The sequence below is a fragment of the Virgisporangium aliadipatigenens genome, assembly GCF_016863615.1.
GTDB classification, from domain to species: Bacteria; Actinomycetota; Actinomycetes; order Mycobacteriales; family Micromonosporaceae; genus Virgisporangium; species Virgisporangium aliadipatigenens.
The window spans coordinates 1-21,379 of sequence record NZ_BOPF01000049.1 but is presented as its reverse complement, the minus strand read 5'-3'; the positions used below and the strand labels follow the sequence as shown (position 1 = coordinate 21,379).

The following is a 21,379-nucleotide window of genomic DNA, read 5'->3' as shown; positions in this document are numbered from 1 at the left end:
GGAACGTGACCGAATCCCCCGCGCTCGTGCTAAGAGGTCTGGTCAAGCGGTTCGACGGGGTGCTCGCGGTGGCCGGGGTCGATCTGGCCGTGCCGGCCGGTTCGTTCTACGGGCTGCTCGGGCCCAACGGTGCCGGTAAGACCACCACGCTCAGCATGGCCGTCGGGCTGCTGCGCCCCGACCAGGGCAGTGCGGAGGTGCTCGGTCGCGACGTGTGGCACGACCCGCTGGCCGCCAAGCGCGCGCTCGGCACGCTGCCCGACGGGGTACGGATGTTCGACCGGCTCACCGGGCCCGAGCTGCTGGAGTACACCGGCCTGCTGCGCGGGATGCCCCGCGACGTGGTCGCCGAACGCAGCCGCGACCTGCTCGACGTCCTCGACCTGGCCCGCGCCGGTCGCACGCTCGTCGTCGACTACTCGGCCGGCATGAAGAAGAAGATCGGCCTGGCCTGCGCGCTGCTGCACGCCCCGCGGATGCTGGTGCTGGACGAGCCGTTCGAGGCGGTCGATCCGGTGTCGGCGGCGCTGATCCGCGACATCCTGCACCGCTACGTCGGCGGCGGCGGCACGGTGATCTTCTCGAGCCACGTGATGGCCGTCGTCGAGAAGCTCTGCAGCCACGTCGCGATCATGGCCGAGGGCCGGATCCGCCGCGTCGGCACCGTCGAGGAGGTCTGCGCCGGCCGGCCGCTGGAGGACGTGTTCGTCGAGGTGGTCGGCGGCCGCACCGCCACGGGTGCGGAGCTGGCGTGGCTGTAGACGGATACGCCCTGCCCGGCACGGGGATGTTCGTCCGGCTGAAGCTGCGGCTGCTGCGCAACTCGTTCCGGGGCGGCGGGTGGAAGATCGCCGTCGCCGTACTCGGCATCCTGGGCGGCCTCTGGTTCTCGATCCTCGGGTTCGGATACTTCGCCGCCACGGCCGTCACCCGGGAACGCGAGGCGTTCGTGATGGCGGTGCTCGGCGGCAGTTTCCTGGTGCTCGGCTGGGTGCTCATGCCGTTGCTGGTCTTCGGGGTGGACGAGACGCTCGACCCGGCCCGGTTCGCGCTGCTGCCGCTGCCGCGCCGCGTGCTGGTGCCGGGCCTGACGGCCGCCGCGCTGGTCGGCGTTCCACCCCTGATGACCCTGTTCGCGACCCAGGGCCTGGTCCTCGCCGCCGCCGTCCGCGGCGGTCCGGGTGCGGCCCTCACCGCCTTTGTGGGAACGCTGTTGGCGCTCGCCCTGTGCGTAGCGGCCAGCCGTGCGGTCACCACCGCGCTGGCCACCGCCCTGCGCTCCCGCCGCACCAGGGACCGGGCGGTGCTCATCCTCGCCGTGCTGGCCGCCGGCCTGGGTCCCCTGCAACTGGCCGGTGCCTCGCTCGCGCAGTCACTCGGCTTCGCCCGCCTCGAACAGGTCGCCCAGGCGCTGGCCTGGACGCCGTTCGGGGCGCCGTACGCGATCGGTGCCGACGTGGCCGCCGGCGACTGGCCGGCCGCCGTGGCCCGGACCGGGATCACCGTGCTGGCCATCGGGCTGCTGCTGTTCTGGTGGGCGGTGCGGCTGCCGGGCGCCATGCTCGGCGGGGCGGGGGAGTCCGCCCGCAAGCCGCCGCCGGCCAAGGCGGCCGGTGGGCTGGTGCCACTGCCGCTGCGGTGGCTGCCGCGCGGCACGTTCGCCGGGCTGGTGGCCCGCGAGTGGCGGTACTGGGTGCGCGAGCCGCGCCGGCGTTCGAGCCTGACGGTGCTGGTGATGGTGGCCGTCGTGCTGCCGCTGGTACTGCGCATCAGCGGCGGCGGGCCGAGCCTGGCGATGGCGGTGGTCTTCTCCGGTTCGTACCTGGGTGCGGTGCTGGCCAACCAGTTCGGCTTCGACGGCTCCTCGTACGCCGCGAACGTCCTCGCGGGCGTCCCCGGCCGCACCGAGGTCGCCGCCCGGTTGACCGCCGTGGGGCTGCTCGTGCTGCCGCCGCTGCTGGTGTCGATCACGGTCATCGGCCTGCTGACGGGCGCGGCTGGGCAGGTCCTGTCCGCGCTCGGCGTGGCCGTGCTCGCCTACGGCGCCGCGAGCGCGATCGCGGTCATGCTCTCGGTCTTCCTGCCGTACGCGCTGCCGGAGAGCTCCAACCCGTTCGCCATGAGCGCCGGCACCGGCGGGATGCGCGGGCTCGCCTCGCTGGGCACAGTGGTGATCGGCGGTGCGTTGTCCGTTCCACTGCTGATGCTGAAACTGGCGGGTGCCCTGACGCTGCTCCTCGGCCTGGGGCTCGGCGGCGGCCTGCTCGTGGTGGGAACGGTGGTCGCCGGAGTCACCCTCGACGGACGCGCACCGGAGATCCTGCAGGCGGTCATCCCGCGGCGGTGACAATCAGGTCATGACGATCCACTCGACGGACCCCTTCGCCACGCCGGAGGGCGAACGCTCACCGGTGCGCCGCCTGCGCGGCCGGCTGCCGGCGGGGGTCACGCTGTGGACCGCGCCCGGTCCGGCCGGCCTGACCGTCTCCTCCACGCTCGTCGTCGACGGCGATCCGGCGCACCTGCTCGGACACCTCGACGACGAGAGCGACCTGTGGACGGCGATCGAGACGGCCGGCGTCTTCGCGGTCACCGTGCTCGAACGCGGCGACACCCAACTCGCCGACCGCTTCGCGGGCCTCATGCCGGCGCCGGGCGGCCTGTTCAAACAGGAGAACTGGCGGGAGACGCCCTACGGGCCGGTGCCGGCACGACCGGTGACCTGGGCGGGCTGCCGCCTCGCGGAGGCCCGCGCACTCGGCTGGGGCCTGCTGGTCGACGGCACCGTCGAGACGGTCGAGCCCGCCGCCCCCGGGGAGCCGCTGATCCACCACCGGGGCCGCTACCACGGCCTGCGCTGAACGGTGTGACCTGTCCCACTGGGCGCACACCTGCGTCCGCTCGGCGCACCGCCTGACCGGGACGGCTGAGGGGGTACGCACGGCTTTCCTACCGTGCGCAGGAAGTCAACCCCGCACCCCCTCACACCCGACAGGTGGTATCCATGGCTACCGACTCCGCCAATACGGTGGATCAACCGCAGGTGACCGGCCCACCCACCGCCGCCGACTACGTGGCGGTGGAGGCCAGCCCCGAGTTCGCCAAGCTGCGCAAGGCGCTGCGCGGCTTCGTCTTCCCGATGACCGCCGCCTTCTTCCTCTGGTACGCGCTCTACGTGATCCTCTCCGCGTACGCGCGCGGGTTCATGGACACCAAGATCGTGGGCCACATCAACGTCGCGCTGATCTTCGGGCTGCTGCAGTTCGTGTCGACGTTCGTCATCGCGTGGTTGTACTCCCGCTACGCCGACAAGAACCTCGACCCGACCGCTGACGCGATCCGCGCGAAGCTGGAGAACAAGGCATGAGCGCAAGAGACATCACGATCGTTCTCTTCCTGGTCTTCGTGGCGTTCACGCTCGGCATCACGATCTGGGCCAGCCGGCAGACCAAGGACGCCACGGACTTCTACGCCGGCGGCCGTTCGTTCTCCGGGTTCCAGAACGGCATGGCCATCGGCGGCGACTACATGTCGGCGGCGTCGTTCCTCGGTATCGCCGGCATCATCGCCCTGTACGGGTACGACGGCTTCCTGTACTCGATCGGGTTCCTCGTGGCGTGGCTGGTGGCGCTGCTGCTCGTCGCCGAACTCCTGCGCAACTCCGGCAAGTACACGATGGCCGACGTGCTGGCGTTCCGGATGAAGCAGAAGCCGGTCCGGACGGCCGCCGCGGTCTCCACGATCACCGTGTCGATCTTCTACCTGCTGGCCCAGATGGTGGGCGCCGGCGCGCTCGTGGCGCTGCTGCTGGGCATCAAGCCCGGGCAGACGTTCCTCGGGATGGACGCCGACACCGCCAAGATCGCCACCATCATCATGGTCGGCGCGCTGATGATCATCTACGTGACGATCGGCGGCATGAAGGGCACCACGTACGTCCAGATCGTCAAGGCGTTCCTGCTCATGACCGGCGCCGCGGTCATGACGATCATGGTCTTCGCGGCGTTCAAGTTCAACCTGTCGGACCTGCTCGGCGACGCCGCCGCGAAGTCCGGCAAGGGCGACGCCTTCCTCGAACCGGGCCAGCGCTACGGCGTCGAGAACCCGAAGGACGCGCTGGCGACCTTCTACAGCAAGATGGACCTGCTCTCGCTCGGCATCGCGCTGGTGCTCGGCACCGCCGGCCTGCCGCACATCCTGATCCGCTTCTACACCGTTCCCACCGCCAAGGCCGCCCGCAAGAGCGTGCTCTGGGCGATCGGCATCATCGGCACGTTCTACCTGATGACGCTGGCCCTCGGGTTCGGCGCCGCGGCGCTGGTGGGCGGCAAGAACATCACCGCCCTCGACAAGGCCGGCAACATCGCGGCCCCCGAGCTGGCGCGCGTCCTCGGCGAGCGCTACCTCGGTGGCGAGACCGGCGGCGCCATCATGCTCGCCGTGATCGCGGCCGTCGCGTTCGCCACCATCCTCGCGGTGGTCGCGGGCCTCACCCTCGCGTCGTCCTCGTCGCTCGCGCACGACTTCTACGCGAACGTCATCAAGGGCGGCCAGGCCTCCGAGCGTCAGGAGGTGCGGGTGGCCCGCATCTCGGCCCTGGTGATCGGCGCGGTCTCGATCGTGCTCGCCATCCGGGCGCAGACGCTGAACGTGGCGTTCCTCGTGGCGCTGGCCTTCGCGGTCGCCGCCTCGGGCAACCTGCCGGCGATCCTGTACTCGCTGTTCTGGAAGCGGTTCAACACGACGGGTGCCGTGTCGGCCATCTACGGCGGTCTGATCATGGCGGTCGTGCTGGTGTTCTTCAGCCCGGTCGTGTCGGGCAGCGCGACGGCGATGTTCCCGAAGTCGGACTGGCACTGGTTCCCGCTGTCGAACCCGGGCCTGATCTCCATCCCGTTCGGTTTCTTCTGCGGCTGGCTCGGAACGATCCTGTCGAAGACCCCGCCGGACGGCCCGGAGAAGTACGCCGAGCTGGAGGTCCGCTCCCTGACGGGCGCGGGCGCCCACTGACGTTCCACGCTGTATCGCAGGGCGCCCCTACCCGTCTCGTCGCAGGCGGGATGGGTAGGGTGCCCTCATGGCGATCGCAGAGCGCTACGGCGCGGGACACCGGATCCTCGTCACCGGCGGGGCCGGATTCGTCGGCTCGCACCTCGTCGATGCGCTGATCGCCCGCGGAGCGACCGTCGTGGCGGTCGACAACTTCGTCACCGGCAGCAAGGAAAACGTGGCGCACCTGGCCGGTGAGCCCCGGTTCACGCTCGTCGAGGCCGACGTCTCCGAGCCGCTGCCGGCACACCCCGCGCTCGCCGAACGCTTCGACGCGATCATGCACTTCGCGTCGCCGGCCAGCCCCACCGACTTCGTGCCGCTGGCGATCGACATCCTGCGGGTCGGCTCGCTCGGCACGCTCAACCTTCTCGAACGCGCCGCCGCCGACGGTGCGCGCTTCCTCATGGCCTCCACGTCGGAGGCGTACGGCGACCCGCTGGTGCACCCGCAGCCGGAGACCTACTTCGGCAACGTCAACCCGATCGGCGTGCGCAGCGTCTACGACGAGGCGAAGCGGTTCAGCGAGGCGGCCGTGATGGGCTACCGGCGCACCCGCGGCGTGGACACCGCCATCGTCCGTATTTTCAACTCGATCCTGGCCGACGAGAAGGTCCTCTACGACGACGGGCTCGAACTGCGCCACGAGACGGTGCAGGAGCTGGCCGACCGCATCGGCACCTCCGTGGAGTTGTTCGGGTACACGGTGCCGGCGTTCAACACGCACGGCGCGATGGCCCCGAGCGAGGCGTCGTTCCTGGTCGGGCACCCCACCGAGGCGCAGTGCTTCCGAGTCACCACCGGGTACGGCCGCAAGCTGGCGGTGACCGGCGACCACAGCGTGTTCCGGCGCGGTGCCGACGGCGAGCCCGAGGCGAAGCCGGTACGTGAACTCGCCGTCGGAGATCGGATCGCGATCGCCGGCCGACTCGACGTGATCGAACGCGAACGGAAGCTGGTCTCGCTCGTCGATCTGTACTCGGCTCCCGGCCATGACCGGTGGGCGGTCGCTGTCACCTGGCCCGGCCTCGGCGGCGAACTGCACGAGCGGCGCGACGAAGCGGTCGGTCTCATCACGGCCCGCTCCGGCCGCACACGTCAGTCGTCGTGGGGCACCCTGCACCGGTGGCGCGAGGACGAGTGCGTACCGCTGGCGGTCGTGCAGGAGTTGGGCATCAACGTTCCGGCCGAAGCACGGATGCGCCGTTACTCCTCGGGCGCCGGGGCCGCCCTGCCGGTCAACGTCGAGATCTCCGATCAGCTCCTGTGGCTGTTCGGCCTGTTCGTGGCCGAGGGTTGCCTGTTCGACGACCGTCCGAAGAGCAGCTTCATCAACATCAGCTGCGACGACGCGACGCTTGACATCGCCGAGCACATCATTCGGCGCGACCTCGGCCTGCACGTCGTTCGGGCGCCGGGGTCGGCCGATCGTGGTCCGGCGCTCTTCGTGCACAGCCACGTACTGGTGGACCTGTGGCGAGACCTCGGCCTCGGCGGGCCGGAGAAGGCGATCCCGGGCTGGATTTTGGGCCTGCCGCTGAGCCGGCTCAAGTGGTTCATCGAGGGATACCGGGTCGGCGACGGTGTGCACAGCGGCAAGAAGCTGGACGAGAAGGCTCGGCACGAGTTCTCGACGACATCCGAGCGGCTCAAGGACGATCTCGTGGTCGCACTTGCCCGGTTCGGTCTGGTGCCGTCGGTCGGGCGGTACACGTCGACGTTCCAGCAGCGGACCGGCGACCGCCGGTACCCGTTCTGGCGGTTGACGCTCTGTCACGTCTCGCCGTGGAGCCCGCTGGAGTGGGACGACGGGGTGGAACAGGAACTTCAGGCCCAGCGCTTCGGTGACCTGGTGTGGGCACCGATCACCGCAATCGAGCCGGTGGACGCGACACCGCTCGTCTACGACTTCGTCGTGCCCGGCAAGGAGAACTTCTGGGCCGGCACCGGTGTCATGGCACACAACACCTACGGCGAGCGCATGCGGCCCGACGACGGTAGGGCGATCCCCACCTTCGTCGACCAGGCGCTGCACGGGAAGCCGATCACCGTGCACGGCACCGGCAAGCAGACGCGTTCGATCACGTACGTCGGTGACCTGGTGCGCGGCATCCTGCTGCTGCTGGACTCCGGCCACCCGGGCCCGGTCAACTGCGGCACCGAGCACGAGATGACCATGCGTGAGCTGGCCGAACGCATCGTCAGGCTGACCGGCAGCTCCTCCGAGATCATCTACACGGAGCGTGGCGCCGACGACCCGGAGAAGCGCCGGCCGGACCTTACGCTCGCCCGTGAGCTGCTCGGATACGAGCCGCAGGTGGGTCCGGACGAGGGGCTCGGGCGGGCCATCGACTACTTCCGGGGTCGTCTCCCCGGTTAGTGCCGTCCGGATTCGCCGGACAGGCGCCGAACGGTTCTCGTTCGTACTCTTGTGACCATGTCCACGAGATCTGCTGAGGGCCGGGCCGCCGGCCGCGCCTCCGTCTCCGCCCAGCGCGGGAATTCGCAGCCGGCGTTCGGGGGCGGCCAGGTGCCGCCCGGGCGTTCCGGCCCCACCTACCGGGGTGGTCGTCCGCGGCCGCGCTGGGGTCGGATCTTCCTCGTCTCCGGCGTCGTGTTGCTGGTTCTGGCCCTGATCGGGGCCGGTGGGGCGTACACGTACTACCAGAACCTCAACAACGACGTGCGGCGCACCGACGCCTTCGCCGGGATCACGGGTGGCCGTCCGGCCAAGACCGTCGACGGTGCGCTCAACATCCTGATGCTGGGCAGCGACTCGCGTGACCCGGAGAACGCCGACAAGCCGGGCAACGCCCGCACGGACACGCTGATCGTGGCGCACATCCCGGCGAGCCACGACAAGGCGTACCTCATCTCCATGCCGCGTGACCTGTACGTGCCGATCCCGAAGGACCCGAAGTCCGGTCAGGGCGGTGGCAAGGCGAAGATCAACGCGGCGTTCGCGTGGGGCGGCATCCCGCTGGTGGTGCGCACCGTCGAGGGCTACACCGGCCTGCGGCTGGACCACGTGGTGCTGATCGACTTCGGCGGGTTCACGTCGGTCGTCGACGCGCTGGGCGGCGTGGACCTCAACATCGAGCAGGACGTGAAGTCGATCCACCAGCCGTTCCGGCAGTTCAAGAAGGGCGTCATGCACCTCGACGGCGCGGCCGCCCTGGACTACGCCCGGCAGCGCAAGCAGTTCCCCGAGGGCGACTTCGCGCGGATGCGCCACCAGCAGGAGTTGATGAAGGCGATCATGGACAAGGCAGTGAGCGGTGGCACACTGTCGAACCCGATGAAGCTCAACTCGTTCCTCAAGGCGGCCACCAAGGCCGTGACGGTGGACCAGGACCTGTCGCCGGTGGACCTCGCCCTGCAGTTCCGGAACATCCGCAGCCAGGACCTGACGTTCTCGGTCAGCCCGCACCAGGGGTCGAAGATCATTAATGGCGAGGACGTCGTGGTGCCGGACGAGACCAAGGCCAAGGGGCTCTACGAAGCGATCAAGAACGACAAGGCGGGCGAGTGGTTCGCCGCCAATCCGCCACCGGCGAAGTAGGTCAAAGTTACCGAATCGGGCAGTCGGCTGTTGAGTAAGGGGAACGGGGACTGCCCAGTTCGACGGTAGTTAGGTAACCTCGCGTTCAGGTCCGCGGTCGCGCGTCTCGTGCGCCGCGGACTTGATCCGTAAATTTCGGTGTCGGCGCATCGACTGTCCGCGGCTGAGTAGGAGATGGCATGTCGTATCCCCAGGCCCGGCGCGGTAACCCCGCCCCGGGCTCGGTAGCGACAGACCGCTCCGGTGGGGTCTACGGCACACAGCGTGACAGTTACGGAGAGCCGGCGGTGTCCTCCGGCCGGGGCGACATGGGTGACGACTGGCTGAGCGAGACGACCCGCCGGCGACAGGCCTCCCGCGCCCCCGGCGCCTCGACTCCCGGCCGCCCGGGTGCGCCCTACGCGGACGACGACTTCGAGGTGCTCAACTTCGACGAGCCGCGGCAGTCCGCCCGGGCCCGTTCCGGCGGGTCGGGCGAGCGTCCGCGTTCCGGCGGGCGTCCCCCGCGTGGCGGCGGCGACGGCCCCCGCAACGGCGGTCGCGGCGGACGGGGTCCCGGCTCCGGCGGTGCGCCCAAGAAGAAGCCGAAGCGGCGCGACCCGCTCTGGGCCCGGCTGCTGGTCATCGGCGGCGCGATGCTGATGGTGCTGAGCGGCGGCGTGATCGTCGGCGGCAAGGCGCTCATCGCGCAGCTGACCGGCGACGTCGAGGAGGCCCCGCTGCTCGGCGAGGCCGGTGTCTCCAACGCCAAGGCGCTGACCGGCCCGCTCAACATCCTCATGGTCGGCGTCGACGAACGCCCGACCAACACGACCGACCTGGTGCGGGCGGACTCGATCCTGATCCTGCACATCCCGGCGACGCACGACCGGGCCTACATCGCCTCCATCCCGCGCGACTCGTACGTCAACATCCCGGCGTACTCGAAGACGAAGTGGAAGGGCGGCAATGACAAGATCAACAGCGCCTTCGCCTACGGCTGGCAGAACGGCGGCGGCCGCCAGGGCGGCTTCGAGCTGCTCTCGCTGACCATCAGCCGCCTCTCCGGCCTGAAGTTCAACGCCGGCGCCATCGTCGACTTCAAGGGCTTCGAGAAGGTCGTGGACGCGCTCGGCGGCGTGGACATGTGCGTCGACTCGACCAAGCCGGTCAAGAGCGAGCACTGGGGCTTCGACAAGAACGGCAAGTACCTGTCGCCGCACCAGGGCGGCAAGCCGATGACGTACTACCCGGGCGAGTGTCGCCAGTTCGGCGGCTGGGAGGCGCTGGACTACGTCCGCCAGCGCAAGAGCCTGGAGGACGGTGACTACGGCCGCCAGCGCCACCAGCAGCAGTTCGTCAAGGCGCTCGCCAAGCGCGCCAAGGACCGGGAGCTCCAGAAGAACCCGCTGAAAGTGCTGGAGTTGGTGAAATCGATCGGCAGCGCGCTGACGGTCGACCTCAACGGCGCGAGCTTCGAGAGCTGGCTCTTCACGGTCAAGGGCGTCAGCGAGAACGACGTCGTCATGCTCAAGTCCAACGCCGGGAAGTTCAATCCGATCCGTTGCGGCAGCGAGGAGTGTGAGGGGCTCAGCGAGGACACCCAGGCCATGCTGAAGTCGCTCAAGTCGGACGAGATCGACGATTTCATCGCCACGCACCCGGACTTCGTCAGCAAGTAGGGCAGGGGTCCTCGCCCGGGCTGTCTATGGTGTAGCCCAGGGAGGCCGCCGGTGTCTGGACAGTCCGTCGGGGTAACGCCGCCACTCCCGCAGCCGACACCGCCGCCCCCGCGTCGCCGTGATCCGCTGTGGGCGTGGCTCGTCGTCGTGTTCGGTGTGCTGCTGGTCCTCTTCAGCGGTGCCGCGCTGGCCGGCGGTGCCGTGCTCAACAGCCGCTACGACGGCGCGGTCAACAAGGACGACCTGCTCGCCCCCGACGAGGAGCGGCAGAGCGAGATCGATCCCAACCGCCCGCTCAACATGCTGCTGGTCGGCGTCGACGAACGCCCCGGCAGCGACGAGCCGGCCCGTGGCGACTCCATCATCATGGTGCACATCCCGGCCGGCCATAAGCAGGCGTTCCTGGTGTCACTCCCACGGGACCTGATCGTCGAGATCCCCGCGTCGCCGCCCGGTCGCAAGCGGGCCACGCACGAGAAGCTCAACGGCGCGTTTCCCTACGGCGTGGAGAACTTCGGCGGGCTCGCCGGCGGGTTCCAGCTGCTGTCGCAGACCATCGAAAACCTGGTCGACATCAGGTTCGACGTCGCCGCGGTGATCAATTTTGAGGGGTTCCGGGCGGTGGTGCGGGAGTTGGGCGGCGTGCGCATGTGTCTCGACCACGACGTGCGCAGCGAACATCTCGGCACCGGGCCGGACGGGAAGTTCCTCGCGCCGGACGACGGCGGGAAGCCGTTCTTCTATCCGGCGGGGTGCCACGATCTCGGTGATCTCCAGGCGCTCGACGTCGTCCGGCAGCGCAAGAGCCTGCCCAACGGGGATTACGACCGGCAGCGCAATCAGCAGAAGTTCCTGAAAGCCGTCATGCAGAAGGCGACGAGCCAGGGAATTGTGTCGGACCCGAAGAAGCTCGACGCGATCATCCGCAAGGTGGGTGCCGCGTTGACGTTCGACAGCCAGGGAATCAGCCCCGCGGAGCTGGCATTTTCCCTACGAAACGTGCGGGACGACGATCTCGTCATGGTCCGGACGCCGGGCCACGGCGTCGGCGTCGGCGACAACTACCAGGGCGAGGAGCTGGACCCCATCGGCGCCGAATTGTTGTCGGCGCTCGGCAACGGCCAACTCGACACCTTCGTCGTTGCTCATCCTGAGCTGGTCAGTCCGGCTTGAGGCAACGTTATCCGGTGTGACCCGCGTCTAGATCTGCAGGACACCGGGGCGCAATGTCTGCCTCGTATAGTTGAGCGTCAGCCGCGGTTCGGCGTCGTCCGGACGGGTATTCCAAGGGCGTTCCGCAATGGGGAGGCGCTACGTCCAGGCTCGGGTACGACACGACAGGCATGCCGCAGACGGCTGCCGGTTCGCGGCTGCGCCGGATCCCGCGCCAGTTACGGCGCCGGCCCAAGCGGACCTACCCGGAGCTGCCGCGGAGCGGCGACGGTGCCGAGGGGGTGCGCCCCGGTGGCTCCACTCGACCGGTGTGGCGGCGCGCCGATGGGCGTTCCGTGCGCGTTCCTCTCCCGGGTCGGGACCCGATCTGGGCCCGGCTGCTGATCGTCCTCGGCGTGCTGCTGATGTTCGCCTCGGGCGGGGCGCTAGGTGCGGGCAAGGTGCTGGCCAACCGCTACGACGACAGCGTCAAGAAGGACACGCTGCTCGCCGACGACGCCCGTTCCGGGGCCGGCGTGGGGCTCAAGACCGATGAGGACATCCCCCGTACGAAGCTCACCGGCCCGCTCAACTTCCTGCTGATCGGCTCCGACGCCCGGGTCGACGACCCCGAGGGCGGGCAGCGGTCCGACTCGATCATCGTGGCGCACGTTCCGGTCACGATGGATCGCGTGTACCTGCTGTCGGTCCCGCGCGACCTGCGGGTGGAGATCCCGCCGTTCGAGAAGACCGGGTTCCGGGGCGGGCGCGACAAGATCAATGCGGCGTTCGACTACGGCGGGGGCGGCTCCGGCGGCGTGCAGCTGCTCTCGGCCACGCTGACCAACCTGATGGGAATCCGCTTCGACGGCGCGGCGATCGTCGACTTCGAGGGGTTCAAGGACGTCGTGCGGGTGCTCGGCGGCGTCGACATGTGCATCGACCACCGGGTGGTCTCCGAGCACATGGGCTTCGACGACGAGGGCAAGTTCCTGTCGCCGCACCGGGGCGGGCGCGCCGTGGTCTACGAGGCGGGGTGCCACCACTTCGACGACTGGGAGGCGCTGGACCTCGTCCGCCAGCGCTACAGCCTGCCGGACGGCGACTACGGCCGCCAGAAGAACCAGCAGCGCTTCCTGCGGGCGCTGCTCACGCAGGCGCAGAAGAAGGGCGTGCTGCAGAACCCGTTGAAGATGGACAGCATGATCCGCGCGGTGGCCGGCACGCTGACCGTCGACACCAACGGCTACTCGATCGCCGACCTGGTGTTCTCGCTGCGCGACATCCGGCCCGACTCGATCGTGGGGCTGCAGGTCCCGTCCGAGCCGGCGTGGATCGGCGGCACGTCGTACATCCTGCCGTTCCAGGAGGCGGAGGGGCTGTACAAGGCGCTGGTCGACGACACGCTCGAGGATTGGGCGGTCGCCAACCCGACCTGGTCCAACCGTCCGTAAGCTGGGCGTCGTGACCGTCCCCGCGGTGGGCCCCGCCCAGGTGCCCCAAGACGCTTTCCTGCTCGATGTCCGCGAGCCCGACGAGTGGGCCGCCGGCCGTGCGCCGGGCGCCGTCCACGTTCCCATGATGCAGATCCCGCAGCGCACCGCGGAGATCCCGACGGACCGCGAGGTGGTCGTGGTCTGCCGGGTCGGCGGGCGCTCCGGCCAGGTGGTGCACTACCTGCGTCAACAGGGCTTCGACAACGTCGTCAACCTCGACGGCGGCATGTACGCCTGGGCGGCCGCCGGCCGTCCGGTGGTCGACGGGGACGGCGGTGCCGGGACCGTCATCTGACCCGGAGCTGCCGGGATCCGGTGCGGCCCCGCTGGTGATCGCGCACCGCGGGGCTTCGGACGAGCTGCCCGAGCACACGCTCGAGGCCTATCTGCGCGCCATCGAGGACGGCGCCGACGGGGTCGAGTGCGACGTTCGGCTGTCCCGGGACGGGCACCTCGTGTGCGTGCACGACCGGCGGCTCAACCGCACCAGCAACGGCCGCGGCCTGGTCCGCCGGCGCACGCTCGCCGAACTGGAGCAGCTCGACTTCGGTTCGTGGCACGCGGCCGAACAGCCGGCCCCGGTGCTGACGCTGGAGACGCTGCTCGGTGCCGTTCGGGATGCGGGGCGGCCGCTGCGGCTGCTGGTGGAGACGAAGCATCCCACGCTCGGCGGGCGGCTGATCGAGCCCACGCTTGCCGAACTGCTGCGCAAGTTCGCGCTGGACCGTCCGGAGCCGGGCGACGCGGTGTCGGTGACGATGATGTCGTTCTCGCCGCTGGCACTGCAGCGCATGCGCGAACTGGCACCCGACGTCCCGCGGGTCTTCCTGATGGACCACCTGCCGCCCGGGGTGTATCCGCCGGCGGTCCTCCCGTACGGCGCCGCGGCCGGTGGGCCGGGGGTCTCGTTGCTGCGCGCCCGGCCGGCGATCGCGGAGCGGCTGCGGCGCAACGGCAACGAGGTGTACGTGTGGACCGTCAACGATCCGGCCGACGTCGATCTGTGTGTCCGGCTGGGAGTTCGGGCGATTATCACCGATAGGCCGGGATTTGTGCGCCGGCACCTCGCCGGTGGGCGGCGCACCGGGGATGACGGGAACGGGCCCGGCGCGGCAGACTCGGGTCCATGACCCCCGGAGATCCTCCGGCGTCCGGACTGCCGGCGCCGGATGTGCCACCCTTCGGCGAGGTGCCGCTGCTGCGCGGCCTCACCGATCTGATCTCCGGCACCACCAACGAGGGCGGGCTGGTCGGCCTGCAGCTTCTCGTCGAACTGGCCGCCGCCGCCACGGACGCCATCGGGGCGAGCTTCGTCGAGTACGGCCCGGACAGCGGGCGGGTGCTCGCCGCGTGCGGCTCGGCGCAGTTCATGCTCGGGCGGCCGATCGATCCGCAGTCGCCGGCCATCTCCGACGCCGTCGCCGCGTCCACCCCGGGGCGGGTCACGCTCGTCCAGCTCACGCCGGTGCTGCGGATGCTGCGCACCTCGGCCGTCGTCGGCGAGGTGGTGGTCGGTTCGATCCAGGTGTACCTGGGCGGCGGCGAGGGGGACCCGGTGCCCTCGGCCGCCGAGGCGTGGCTGACGCTCTTCGCCACCTGCGCGGCACAGCTGTACGTCAGCGAGAACGGCCTGCCCGCCGGGGAGAGCGGCGATCCGGTGCTCGACCCGGTGTCGCTGGCCATCGTGGTCGTCACGCCCGACGGCACCGTGCGCGCCTGGAACGGGCACGCCGAGCGGCTCACCGCCATGGCCGCCGGCGAGGTGGTCGGTCGGACGTTCCCGTTCCCGCTGCCGCGTTCGGGGCAGAGCACCGTGCACCGCCTCGCCAACGGCACCCTGGTGCGGATCCGGGCGACGCGGCTCGCCGGTACCCGTTCCCGCGTGCTCTATCTGCGGCCCGAGCCGGAGACGGACCCCCGCGACCCGTCCCGCGACGAGTCGCGGGATCTTTTCCTCGCCGTCGCCAGTCACGAGCTGCGGACACCCGTCACGGTCATCCGTGGTTACGCCGATACCCTGGTCGAACATTGGGACGCGCTCACGGAGCCCGACCGACGCGAAGCGGTGACGGTCCTGGGCCAGCGGGCCCGGGAGTTGGCGCGGCTGGTCGACCGGCTCCTCAGCGCGGCCAGCGACGCCGCCGGTGCGGTGAATGGCGCGGCACCCGTACCCTTCGATGTCATAGATGCGTTGCGAGAGGTGGAGCGCGACCTCGCACCGGAGATCCGGGCGGCGGTCGCACTCGACCTGCCGAGCGCCCTGCCGAAGGCGCTCGGCGACCGCGCCGGCATCCTCACCGTGGTGACCGAACTGGTGACCAATGCGTGTAAGTACTCGCCGGCTCGGGTAAGTGTCGACGTGACCGCCGGTGCGGACACGCAGACGGTGTGGTTCCGGGTGTCCGATCGGGGGGTCGGCATACCACCGGAGCACGTCGAGCGGGCGTTCGAGCGGTTCTGGCAATTGGAGAGCGGCGATCAGCGGAGCTTCGGCGGTGTCGGCCTCGGGCTGTACCTCGTTCGGCGCATCGTGGAACGCCAGAACGGGTGGGTGTCGTTGCGCCCACGCGATGGGGGAGGAACGGTGGCTGAGGTACGGCTGCCGCGAGCCGACGCGAGCCCCGGGGAGGTCTGACCCGTGTCGACAGCAGTCGTCGCATCCAAGGCGTGGTGCGTTGTGGTGCCGCACCAGCCGCGCGGTGCACGGGTGGCCCGGCGCCGACTGTCCACCGCGCTCGCGGGTTCGGTGAGCAGAGACCGCCTCGCCGACGCGATGGCGATCGCCGCCGAACTGGTCGGCAACGCGGTGCGGCACGCGGCGCCGCTGCCCGGTGGCGTGATCCGGGTGGCGTGGCGCCTGCTGACCGGCGGCGGCGTGCTGATCCGGGTCACCGACGGCGGTTCGGCGAAGTCCCCGCAGGTGCGCCCGCCGAGCATCGACGCCGTCGACGGGCGCGGGCTCGCCATCGTGTCCGCGCTGGCCACCAGCTGGGGCGTCGACCGCGACGGCCTCGGTCAGTGCGTCTGGGCCGAACTCAGTAGTTAGGCACGTTGTTAGAAATGTGCCGGTTGGTGCCTGTGAGCACCTAGGCTGGCCGGCATGGCAAAAAAGCCCCCCGCCAAGAGGTCGCCCCGCGAGAAGCGGGAAAAGGTCAAGGACATCTTCGTCGCGCGCCCGTTCGAGGGCCTGATCGACGAAACCGAGTGGGTGGCGCTGCGCGAGCTGGTGCCGGCCGCCTCGGCACCGCTGAAGCTGAGCCCGGAGCTGGCCGCGGAGGCCGGCGACCGTGCGGTCACGCTCGCCACGGTGCTGCCGATGGCCTGGCCCGCCATGCACCGCGCCGACGGGCACGTGTTCATCGGGCTGCAGCGGCACATCCAGTCCGGCGACGTCTCCCGGGACCTGGCCGCCGCGCTGATCGCCGCGCTGCAGACGAAGCCGGGCCAGCCGGTGGCCGTTCCGGCGCTGCCGGGGCCGGGTCCGCGGCTGCAGGACGTGCTCGCCGACGAGGGCCTCAAGGTCACGCTGCACGAGGGGTTCGACTTCTGGCTGGCGCCGGACGCCGCCGACGACCCCAACGTGAAGGCGTCGCTGGAACGGGCCAACGAGTCGATCTACCCGACCGTGCGCCTGTCCGCCGCGCCGTCGGCGTACTGGTGTCAGGTGCCGGACAAGGCACACGTGCGCTGGGTGCTGCCGGACAACGAGGACGCCGCCCTGGACGCGCTGGCCCGGCTCGCCGCGTCGGACGCGATCCGGCTCGGCGAGGGCACGAAGTTCGCCGGCATGTTCCGGGCGCACGGGCTGCTGGTGCCGGTGTGGGACCTGCCGCTCGGCCCGCCCGCGGCGGACTGGGACCAGCCGCTGGCGGAGTTCGCCAAGCGGTACAGCGAGGTGCTCGGCGCCGGTGAGTCGCTCACCGCCGCCGAACGCCGTGCGCGTCAGGGCCTGCTGGGCCGTCAGCTGACCCTGCGCTAAGCCGGCCTGCGCTAGGCCGGCCGCGACCGGGCGCCCGCCTACGCGATCGGCGCCCGGTCAACGGGGCAGGACATGCATCGGGGGCCGCCGCGGCCGGAGCCCAGTTCGGAACCGGGGATGCGGATCACCTCGATGCCGGCGCGCTCCAGTTGGGCGTTGGTCTCGACGTTGCGTTCGTAGGCGACGGCGAGCCGGGGCGCGATGGCGAGCGTGTTGTTGCCGTCGTCCCACTGCTCGCGTTCCGCGGTCACCGGGTCCAGGCCGGTGTCGATGATCCGCAGCGTGTCGATGCCCATGGCCTTGGCGGCCGCCGTGAGGAACGGCTCGGGGCCGCTGATCCGGGGCTCCCCGTCGGGGTCCTCGTCGGCCGACACCGTGTACGCCATCAGCGTGTCGGCGATGTTCGGGTACATGACCACGGCGTCGACGTCGACCATGGTGCAGACGGTGTCGAGATGCATGGTGGCCCGTTCCTGCGCGATCGGCACCGCCAGAACGGTGTGCGCCAGCCCTCTGGCGAAGCACCGGCGGGCCAGGCGTTCGGCGCCGGCGGCGCGGGTGCGTTCGCCCACGCCGACCGCGAGCACACCGGGCGCGAGGGCCAGGATGTCGCCGCCCTCCAGGTACTCCAGGTCGGGCCCGTAGAGGATCTCGATGCCGGCGAACCGGGGATGGTGCCGGTAGATGGCCCGCGTCAGCGTGGTCTCCCGGCGCCGCGCCGGCATGAACAGGCTGGTGACGGCCACCCGGTTGCCGATGCGCACCGCCGAGTCGCGGGTGAACAGCAGGTTGGGCAGCGGGTCGATGACGAAGTCGTGCCGGTCCATGAGCGCGTACACGAGGCCGGCGCCGGTGCGCAGTTCCTCGTGGGCGAGGCCGGCCATGAGAACGCCCGCGAGGCCGGTGGGCTCCAGGCCGGCGAGATGATCGCCGACCGCGGAGCGGAGCGAGTCGCCCAGACGCACATCCGACAGGACGGCGTCGGTCAGTTCGGCCCGGGCCTGTGGAATGGTGAGGACGTCGGTGAGCAACTCCGCCAGGTACAGGACCTCCACCCCGCGCCCACGCAGCGCGTCGGCGAAGGTGTCGTGCTCCTCCTGCGCACGTTGGACCCACGGAATGCCGTCAAAAAGGAGCGAATCGTTGTTCCGTGGCGTCAGCCGGGCCAGCTCCGCCCCGGGTCGATGCAGCACCACCGCCCCGAGCCGGCCAACCTCGGTGTCGACGCGAGAACCCAGACCCCCAGTCATAGGGGTCAGCGTAGTGCTGTCCGGATGCTCGCCATTTGCGAAAGCGTGCACTGGCTGAATGTGCAAATCGCCCGGATTGCTGGGTATCTGCCTTCGTGTATATGAGTGAGTTTCCACACGGAGCGCGCACGTCCGAATACGGTTACCCTTTCGGGGTTGGCGTCATCGGGCCTGCTCCGCGCCGATCTCGGGGGCGGTCCACCTGCCGCATGAACGACTCGTACTAACGGACAGCAACCAATGACCGACGGTCAGTTGTTTGGTACGATTTTGCGGTATCTGCGAAACCGGGCAGGAAGTGAATGAGGCATTCATCCCCTTCACAGGTCCTTATTCGCTTTGCAACACTGCCACTGTAGGCGCGTCGACACGTACGGTATTCAGACACACAACTGCACGTCGAGGCCGGAGGTGCGAAGTGACCGGACTTTTGCATTCCAGCGACAGCCCAGCGATCTTCCCCACGCCGCGCGCACAGAGCGGTCAGGACGACTACCTCGACCCGGCGCGACAGTCGCCGCGGGAGTGGATGCGGGCGCGTCGGGAGGCGCGGGAGCGTCGGCGTGATGCCGCGCGCCATCAGCGTGCTGCCCAGAGCCTCAACTCCCTCGGCCCGTCGTGGGAGGTCGTCGACCTGCAGCGGTTCGCCGGCACCGGACCCATGACGTTCCTCGCGATCGGCCCCGGTGGCGTCTTCGCCGTCACGGTGAAGGACCACGGCCGGACCAAGGTCGCGTTCGCCGGTGATGTCGTGCAGATCGACGGCCGCCGTCCCAAGTACGTGACCGAGGCGCGGGAAAACGCCCGCCTCGCGTCGACCGCGCTCTCCCGCGTCGCCGGGATCTCCGTGCCCGTGATGCCCGTGCTGGCGTTCGCCGGCAGCGGTGTGATCACGTTCTACGGCATGCCCAAGGGCTGCATCGTCAGCGCGTACCAGGAGCTCGGGCGCGTGCTCAACTCGCGGGGCAACCGGCTCGCCCAGCGCACCGTCAAGAAGCTCTTCGCTCTGGCCGATCACCCCGCCACGTGGTCCAACGCGGCGTTCGACCGGTACGACTGGAGCAAGGGCGAGTGAACGTCCTGTTTCCGGGACGTGGACGCTGTCATCGCAGGGCTGACCGAATCGGTGCCCTGACAAACAAGCACCGCCGCCGGTAACGTCGTGGCCGTGGTGGTAAAGGGCTCGCGTTACGGCGTGGCGGACAGCTCCGGGAGGCGTTGTGCCTCACGTTGAGTTGTCCCTCAGCGGACTGTCGGTCGATCGCGAGCGTCAACAGCCCGGCGGGGGTTCGCTCGACCCGTCCGTGCGCCGGTGGGCGGAGGCCGTCGCGACCGCCGTCGAGCCGAGCCTGGTGATCGACTCCCGGGCCCTCGTGGTCGCCATGTCGCCCTCCTGCGTGCGGCTGCTCGGCTTCAAGAAGGCACCCCTGGGCAAGAAGGCCACCGGCGGTGCCCTGCGCCTCATCGACTTCAGCACCGCCGCGGCCCCGCTCACCGACACCGAGGTCGCGAAGGTTCCGCCGCTGCTGTCGCTCTCCTCCGGGCGGCTGGCGCGGGGACTCATCCGGGTGGAGTGCCCCGACGGCGCCTGCACCCTCGACGCGGTGGCCACGCCCATCGGCGAGCAGTCCGATGTCGTCGGCTCCCTGACCTTCTTCAGTCCCGTGTAACCTCTCCCGCTGGGGAGTGGAGGTGTCATGGGGCGCCGTTCATCGATGATCATCGTCATGGTGCTGCTGCTTGCCGCCTCCGCGTGCGCCAGAGGCGAGGACAGCGCGGCGGCGCCGGTCGATCCCCCGTCGGAGACGGCCACCCCAGCGCCGGAGCTCGAGCTGCCGTCGGCCCCGGCGACGAGCGCGGTGCCGACGCGGCGGTCGACCGCCAGCGCGGTGCCCTCCGGGTTCAGCGAGATGACCGCCACGAGCTGCAACGGGCAGCCGACCGTCCAGCAGGTCGGTGCGCTGGTCAAGAACATCCTCAAGAACGTCACCCCGTCGGCGTCCAAGGGGCCGCTGTGCTCCGGCACGTGGCAGTTCACGGTGCTCACCGTTCCCGACGCCGAGCCGTTGCAGGTGGTGACCAGGGGACAGCCGACCTCGCTGGTGCTGGTGACCGCGGGGACCAACGTGTGCACGCCGGCCGTTCGGGGCGCGGCACCCCCGGGCATCCTGACCGCTACGGGCTGCTAATACCCTGGGGAAATGTCCGCCAGTTCGCCCACCCGATACGCCTACCTCGGCCCCGAGGGGACGTTCGCCGAGCAGGCGCTGATCACCATCCCGGCCGCCGAGCAGGGCGTTCGGATACCGGCGCGCAGTGTGCCCGAGGCCCTCGACGCCGTCCGGGACGGCTCCGTCGACGCCGCGCTCGTCCCCCTGGAGAACTCCATCGGCGGCCAGGTCGGCGTGACCCTGGACGAACTGGCGAGCGGCCACGAACTGGTGATCGTCCGGGAGGTCGTCATCCCGGTGCAGTTCGTGCTGGCGGCCGGCCCGGGGCTCACTCTCGGGGAGATCGACTCCGTGGTGGCGCACCCGCAGGCGTCGGCCCAGTGCCGCCGGTGGCTACGGGCACACCTGCCCGGGGCTGCCGTGATCGACGTGCTCTCCAACGGCGCGGCCGCTGCGGCGGTGGCCGCCGGCGAGAGCCCCGCCGCGATCTGCGCACCGATCGGCGCGGCCCGACACGGCCTGCCCGTGCTGGCGAAGGAGATCGCCGACCACCCCGACGCGGTGACCCGATTCGCCCTGGTGACCCGGCCGGGTCCACCGCCCGAGCCGACCGGCGACGACCTGACCACCCTCGCCGTCTACATCTCGCACGACGAGGTCGGGGCCCTGCTCGCCGTGCTGACCGAGCTGGCGGTGCGCGGCGTCAACCTGACCCGCATCGAGTCCCGCCCCACCGGCGAACGCCTCGGCCGCTACGCGTTCTTCCTCGACTGCACCGGCCACGTCGCCGAGGCAAGGGTCGGCGAGGCGCTCATGGGCCTGCGCCGCATCTGCGCCGACGTCCGCTTCCTGGGCTCCTACCCACGGGCGGCCCAGCCGGGCGAATCGCCGGTACCGCAGCCCGCCCGCACGACCGACGCCGACTTCGCCGCCGCCACCGCATGGCTGGAGAAGCTCCGCACGGGCAGGTAGAACTCCGCCCCCGGACCCGGCAAGCGGAGCCGGAGCGGCGGGGCGCGAAGCGGCCCCGCCGTGGAGCGCAGCGGGCTCGGCGGGAGC

The 21,379-nt window shown here is 70.4% G+C and carries 20 protein-coding genes and 1 pseudogene; 20 read left to right on the top strand and 1 reads right to left on the bottom strand.

Translation table 11 applies throughout. The annotated features are described in order from the left end of the window. The first annotated feature begins 5 nt into the window (after positions 1 to 5). From Val02_RS41735 to Val02_RS41665, 16 genes and pseudogenes are all read left to right on the top strand, one after another. Positions 6 to 761: an ABC transporter ATP-binding protein gene (locus Val02_RS41735; RefSeq protein ID WP_203904884.1), complete on the top strand. Its 756-nt coding sequence runs from the start codon at positions 6 to 8 to the stop codon at positions 759 to 761. Next, on the top strand, positions 752 to 2,347 hold the full coding sequence (locus tag Val02_RS41730; RefSeq protein ID WP_203904883.1) for an ABC transporter permease: 1,596 nt from the start codon (positions 752 to 754) through the stop codon (positions 2,345 to 2,347). Before Val02_RS41735 ends, Val02_RS41730 begins: the two co-directional genes overlap by 10 nt. Positions 2,348 to 2,357: 10 nt before the next feature. Beyond that, positions 2,358 to 2,861 carry a flavin reductase family protein gene (locus Val02_RS41725; RefSeq protein WP_203904882.1) on the top strand — a complete coding sequence of 168 codons (504 nt, stop codon included), beginning with the start codon at positions 2,358 to 2,360 and terminating at the stop codon, positions 2,859 to 2,861. A gap of 143 nt (positions 2,862 to 3,004) precedes the next feature. After that, the gene (locus Val02_RS41720) at positions 3,005 to 3,367 is read left to right on the top strand and encodes a DUF485 domain-containing protein (protein ID WP_203904881.1); all 363 of its coding nucleotides are present in this window, start codon (positions 3,005 to 3,007) and stop codon (positions 3,365 to 3,367) included. Continuing rightward, entirely contained in the window at positions 3,364 to 5,010 is a 1,647-nt protein-coding gene (locus Val02_RS41715; protein WP_203904880.1) for a monocarboxylic acid transporter, read from the top strand. The genes Val02_RS41720 and Val02_RS41715 overlap by 4 nt, the downstream gene beginning before the upstream one ends. 67 nt (positions 5,011 to 5,077) lie before the next feature. Next, positions 5,078 to 5,632: pseudogene (locus Val02_RS47950) on the top strand (NAD-dependent epimerase/dehydratase family protein); the annotation flags it as partial. Next, entirely contained in the window at positions 5,612 to 7,429 is a 1,818-nt protein-coding gene (locus Val02_RS47945) for an NAD-dependent epimerase/dehydratase family protein (protein ID WP_373318034.1), read from the top strand. The pseudogene Val02_RS47950 and the gene Val02_RS47945, both read left to right, overlap by 21 nt. Before the next feature lie 57 nt (positions 7,430 to 7,486). Further along, positions 7,487 to 8,611: an LCP family protein gene (locus Val02_RS41705; RefSeq protein WP_203904878.1), complete on the top strand. Its 1,125-nt coding sequence runs from the start codon at positions 7,487 to 7,489 to the stop codon at positions 8,609 to 8,611. A 287-nt stretch (positions 8,612 to 8,898) separates the two neighbouring features. Beyond that, on the top strand, positions 8,899 to 10,272 hold the full coding sequence (locus tag Val02_RS41700) for an LCP family protein (protein WP_203904877.1): 1,374 nt from the start codon (positions 8,899 to 8,901) through the stop codon (positions 10,270 to 10,272). A gap of 51 nt (positions 10,273 to 10,323) precedes the next feature. Next, the gene (locus tag Val02_RS41695; protein ID WP_203904876.1) at positions 10,324 to 11,445 is read left to right on the top strand and encodes an LCP family protein; all 1,122 of its coding nucleotides are present in this window, start codon (positions 10,324 to 10,326) and stop codon (positions 11,443 to 11,445) included. Between the two features lie 170 nt (positions 11,446 to 11,615). Beyond that, the gene (locus tag Val02_RS41690; protein ID WP_239153740.1) at positions 11,616 to 12,878 is read left to right on the top strand and encodes an LCP family protein; all 1,263 of its coding nucleotides are present in this window, start codon (positions 11,616 to 11,618) and stop codon (positions 12,876 to 12,878) included. 10 nt (positions 12,879 to 12,888) lie between these two features. Next, positions 12,889 to 13,215 carry a rhodanese-like domain-containing protein gene (locus Val02_RS41685; RefSeq protein WP_373318032.1) on the top strand — a complete coding sequence of 109 codons (327 nt, stop codon included), beginning with the start codon at positions 12,889 to 12,891 and terminating at the stop codon, positions 13,213 to 13,215. After that, positions 13,196 to 14,050 (top strand): glycerophosphodiester phosphodiesterase, encoded by an 855-nt coding sequence (locus Val02_RS41680; RefSeq protein WP_239153739.1) that lies wholly within the window; start codon positions 13,196 to 13,198, stop codon positions 14,048 to 14,050. The genes Val02_RS41685 and Val02_RS41680 overlap by 20 nt, the downstream gene beginning before the upstream one ends. Continuing rightward, positions 14,047 to 15,555, top strand: coding sequence for a sensor histidine kinase (locus Val02_RS41675; RefSeq protein ID WP_239153738.1), 1,509 nt, complete (start codon positions 14,047 to 14,049; stop codon positions 15,553 to 15,555). Before Val02_RS41680 ends, Val02_RS41675 begins: the two co-directional genes overlap by 4 nt. Positions 15,556 to 15,558: 3 nt before the next feature. Further along, positions 15,559 to 15,966: an ATP-binding protein gene (locus Val02_RS41670; RefSeq protein ID WP_203904875.1), complete on the top strand. Its 408-nt coding sequence runs from the start codon at positions 15,559 to 15,561 to the stop codon at positions 15,964 to 15,966. 54 nt (positions 15,967 to 16,020) lie between these two features. Further along, a complete protein-coding gene (locus tag Val02_RS41665) occupies positions 16,021 to 16,899 on the top strand; it encodes a DUF5926 family protein (protein ID WP_203904874.1) in 879 nt (292 codons plus the stop codon). Positions 16,900 to 16,937: 38 nt separating this feature from the next. Here Val02_RS41665 and Val02_RS41660 read toward each other — a convergent pair whose 3' ends face one another. Continuing rightward, positions 16,938 to 18,149, bottom strand: coding sequence for an arginine deiminase (locus Val02_RS41660; RefSeq protein WP_203904873.1), 1,212 nt, complete (start codon positions 18,147 to 18,149; stop codon positions 16,938 to 16,940). 418 nt (positions 18,150 to 18,567) lie between these two features. On the opposite strand from Val02_RS41660, the gene Val02_RS41655 reads away from it, so the two are divergent. From Val02_RS41655 to pheA, 4 genes are all read left to right on the top strand, one after another. Further along, complete coding sequence (locus Val02_RS41655) at positions 18,568 to 19,224, top strand: hypothetical protein (RefSeq protein ID WP_239153737.1); 657 nt, start codon at positions 18,568 to 18,570, stop codon at positions 19,222 to 19,224. A gap of 145 nt (positions 19,225 to 19,369) precedes the next feature. Then, complete coding sequence (locus tag Val02_RS41650) at positions 19,370 to 19,819, top strand: hypothetical protein (RefSeq protein WP_239153736.1); 450 nt, start codon at positions 19,370 to 19,372, stop codon at positions 19,817 to 19,819. 27 nt (positions 19,820 to 19,846) lie between these two features. Continuing rightward, positions 19,847 to 20,338 (top strand): hypothetical protein, encoded by a 492-nt coding sequence (locus Val02_RS41645; protein WP_203904872.1) that lies wholly within the window; start codon positions 19,847 to 19,849, stop codon positions 20,336 to 20,338. 12 nt (positions 20,339 to 20,350) lie between these two features. Further along, complete coding sequence (gene pheA, locus Val02_RS41640) at positions 20,351 to 21,292, top strand: prephenate dehydratase (RefSeq protein WP_203904871.1); 942 nt, start codon at positions 20,351 to 20,353, stop codon at positions 21,290 to 21,292. Positions 21,293 to 21,379 lie beyond the last annotated feature (87 nt).

Coding starts and splice junctions, on each gene's coding strand:
- Val02_RS41665 (WP_203904874.1), top strand. CDS start 16,021: ATGGCAAAAAAGCCCCCCGCCAAGAGGTCGCCCCGCGAGAAGCGGGAA.
- Val02_RS41645 (WP_203904872.1), top strand. CDS start 19,847: ATGGGGCGCCGTTCATCGATGATCATCGTCATGGTGCTGCTGCTTGCC.
- Val02_RS41690 (WP_239153740.1), top strand. CDS start 11,616: ATGCCGCAGACGGCTGCCGGTTCGCGGCTGCGCCGGATCCCGCGCCAG.
- Val02_RS41725 (WP_203904882.1), top strand. CDS start 2,358: ATGACGATCCACTCGACGGACCCCTTCGCCACGCCGGAGGGCGAACGC.
- Val02_RS41660 (WP_203904873.1), bottom strand. CDS start 18,149: ATGACTGGGGGTCTGGGTTCTCGCGTCGACACCGAGGTTGGCCGGCTC.
- pheA (WP_203904871.1), top strand. CDS start 20,351: ATGTCCGCCAGTTCGCCCACCCGATACGCCTACCTCGGCCCCGAGGGG.
- Val02_RS41705 (WP_203904878.1), top strand. CDS start 7,487: ATGTCCACGAGATCTGCTGAGGGCCGGGCCGCCGGCCGCGCCTCCGTC.
- Val02_RS41720 (WP_203904881.1), top strand. CDS start 3,005: ATGGCTACCGACTCCGCCAATACGGTGGATCAACCGCAGGTGACCGGC.
- Val02_RS41715 (WP_203904880.1), top strand. CDS start 3,364: ATGAGCGCAAGAGACATCACGATCGTTCTCTTCCTGGTCTTCGTGGCG.
- Val02_RS41675 (WP_239153738.1), top strand. CDS start 14,047: ATGACCCCCGGAGATCCTCCGGCGTCCGGACTGCCGGCGCCGGATGTG.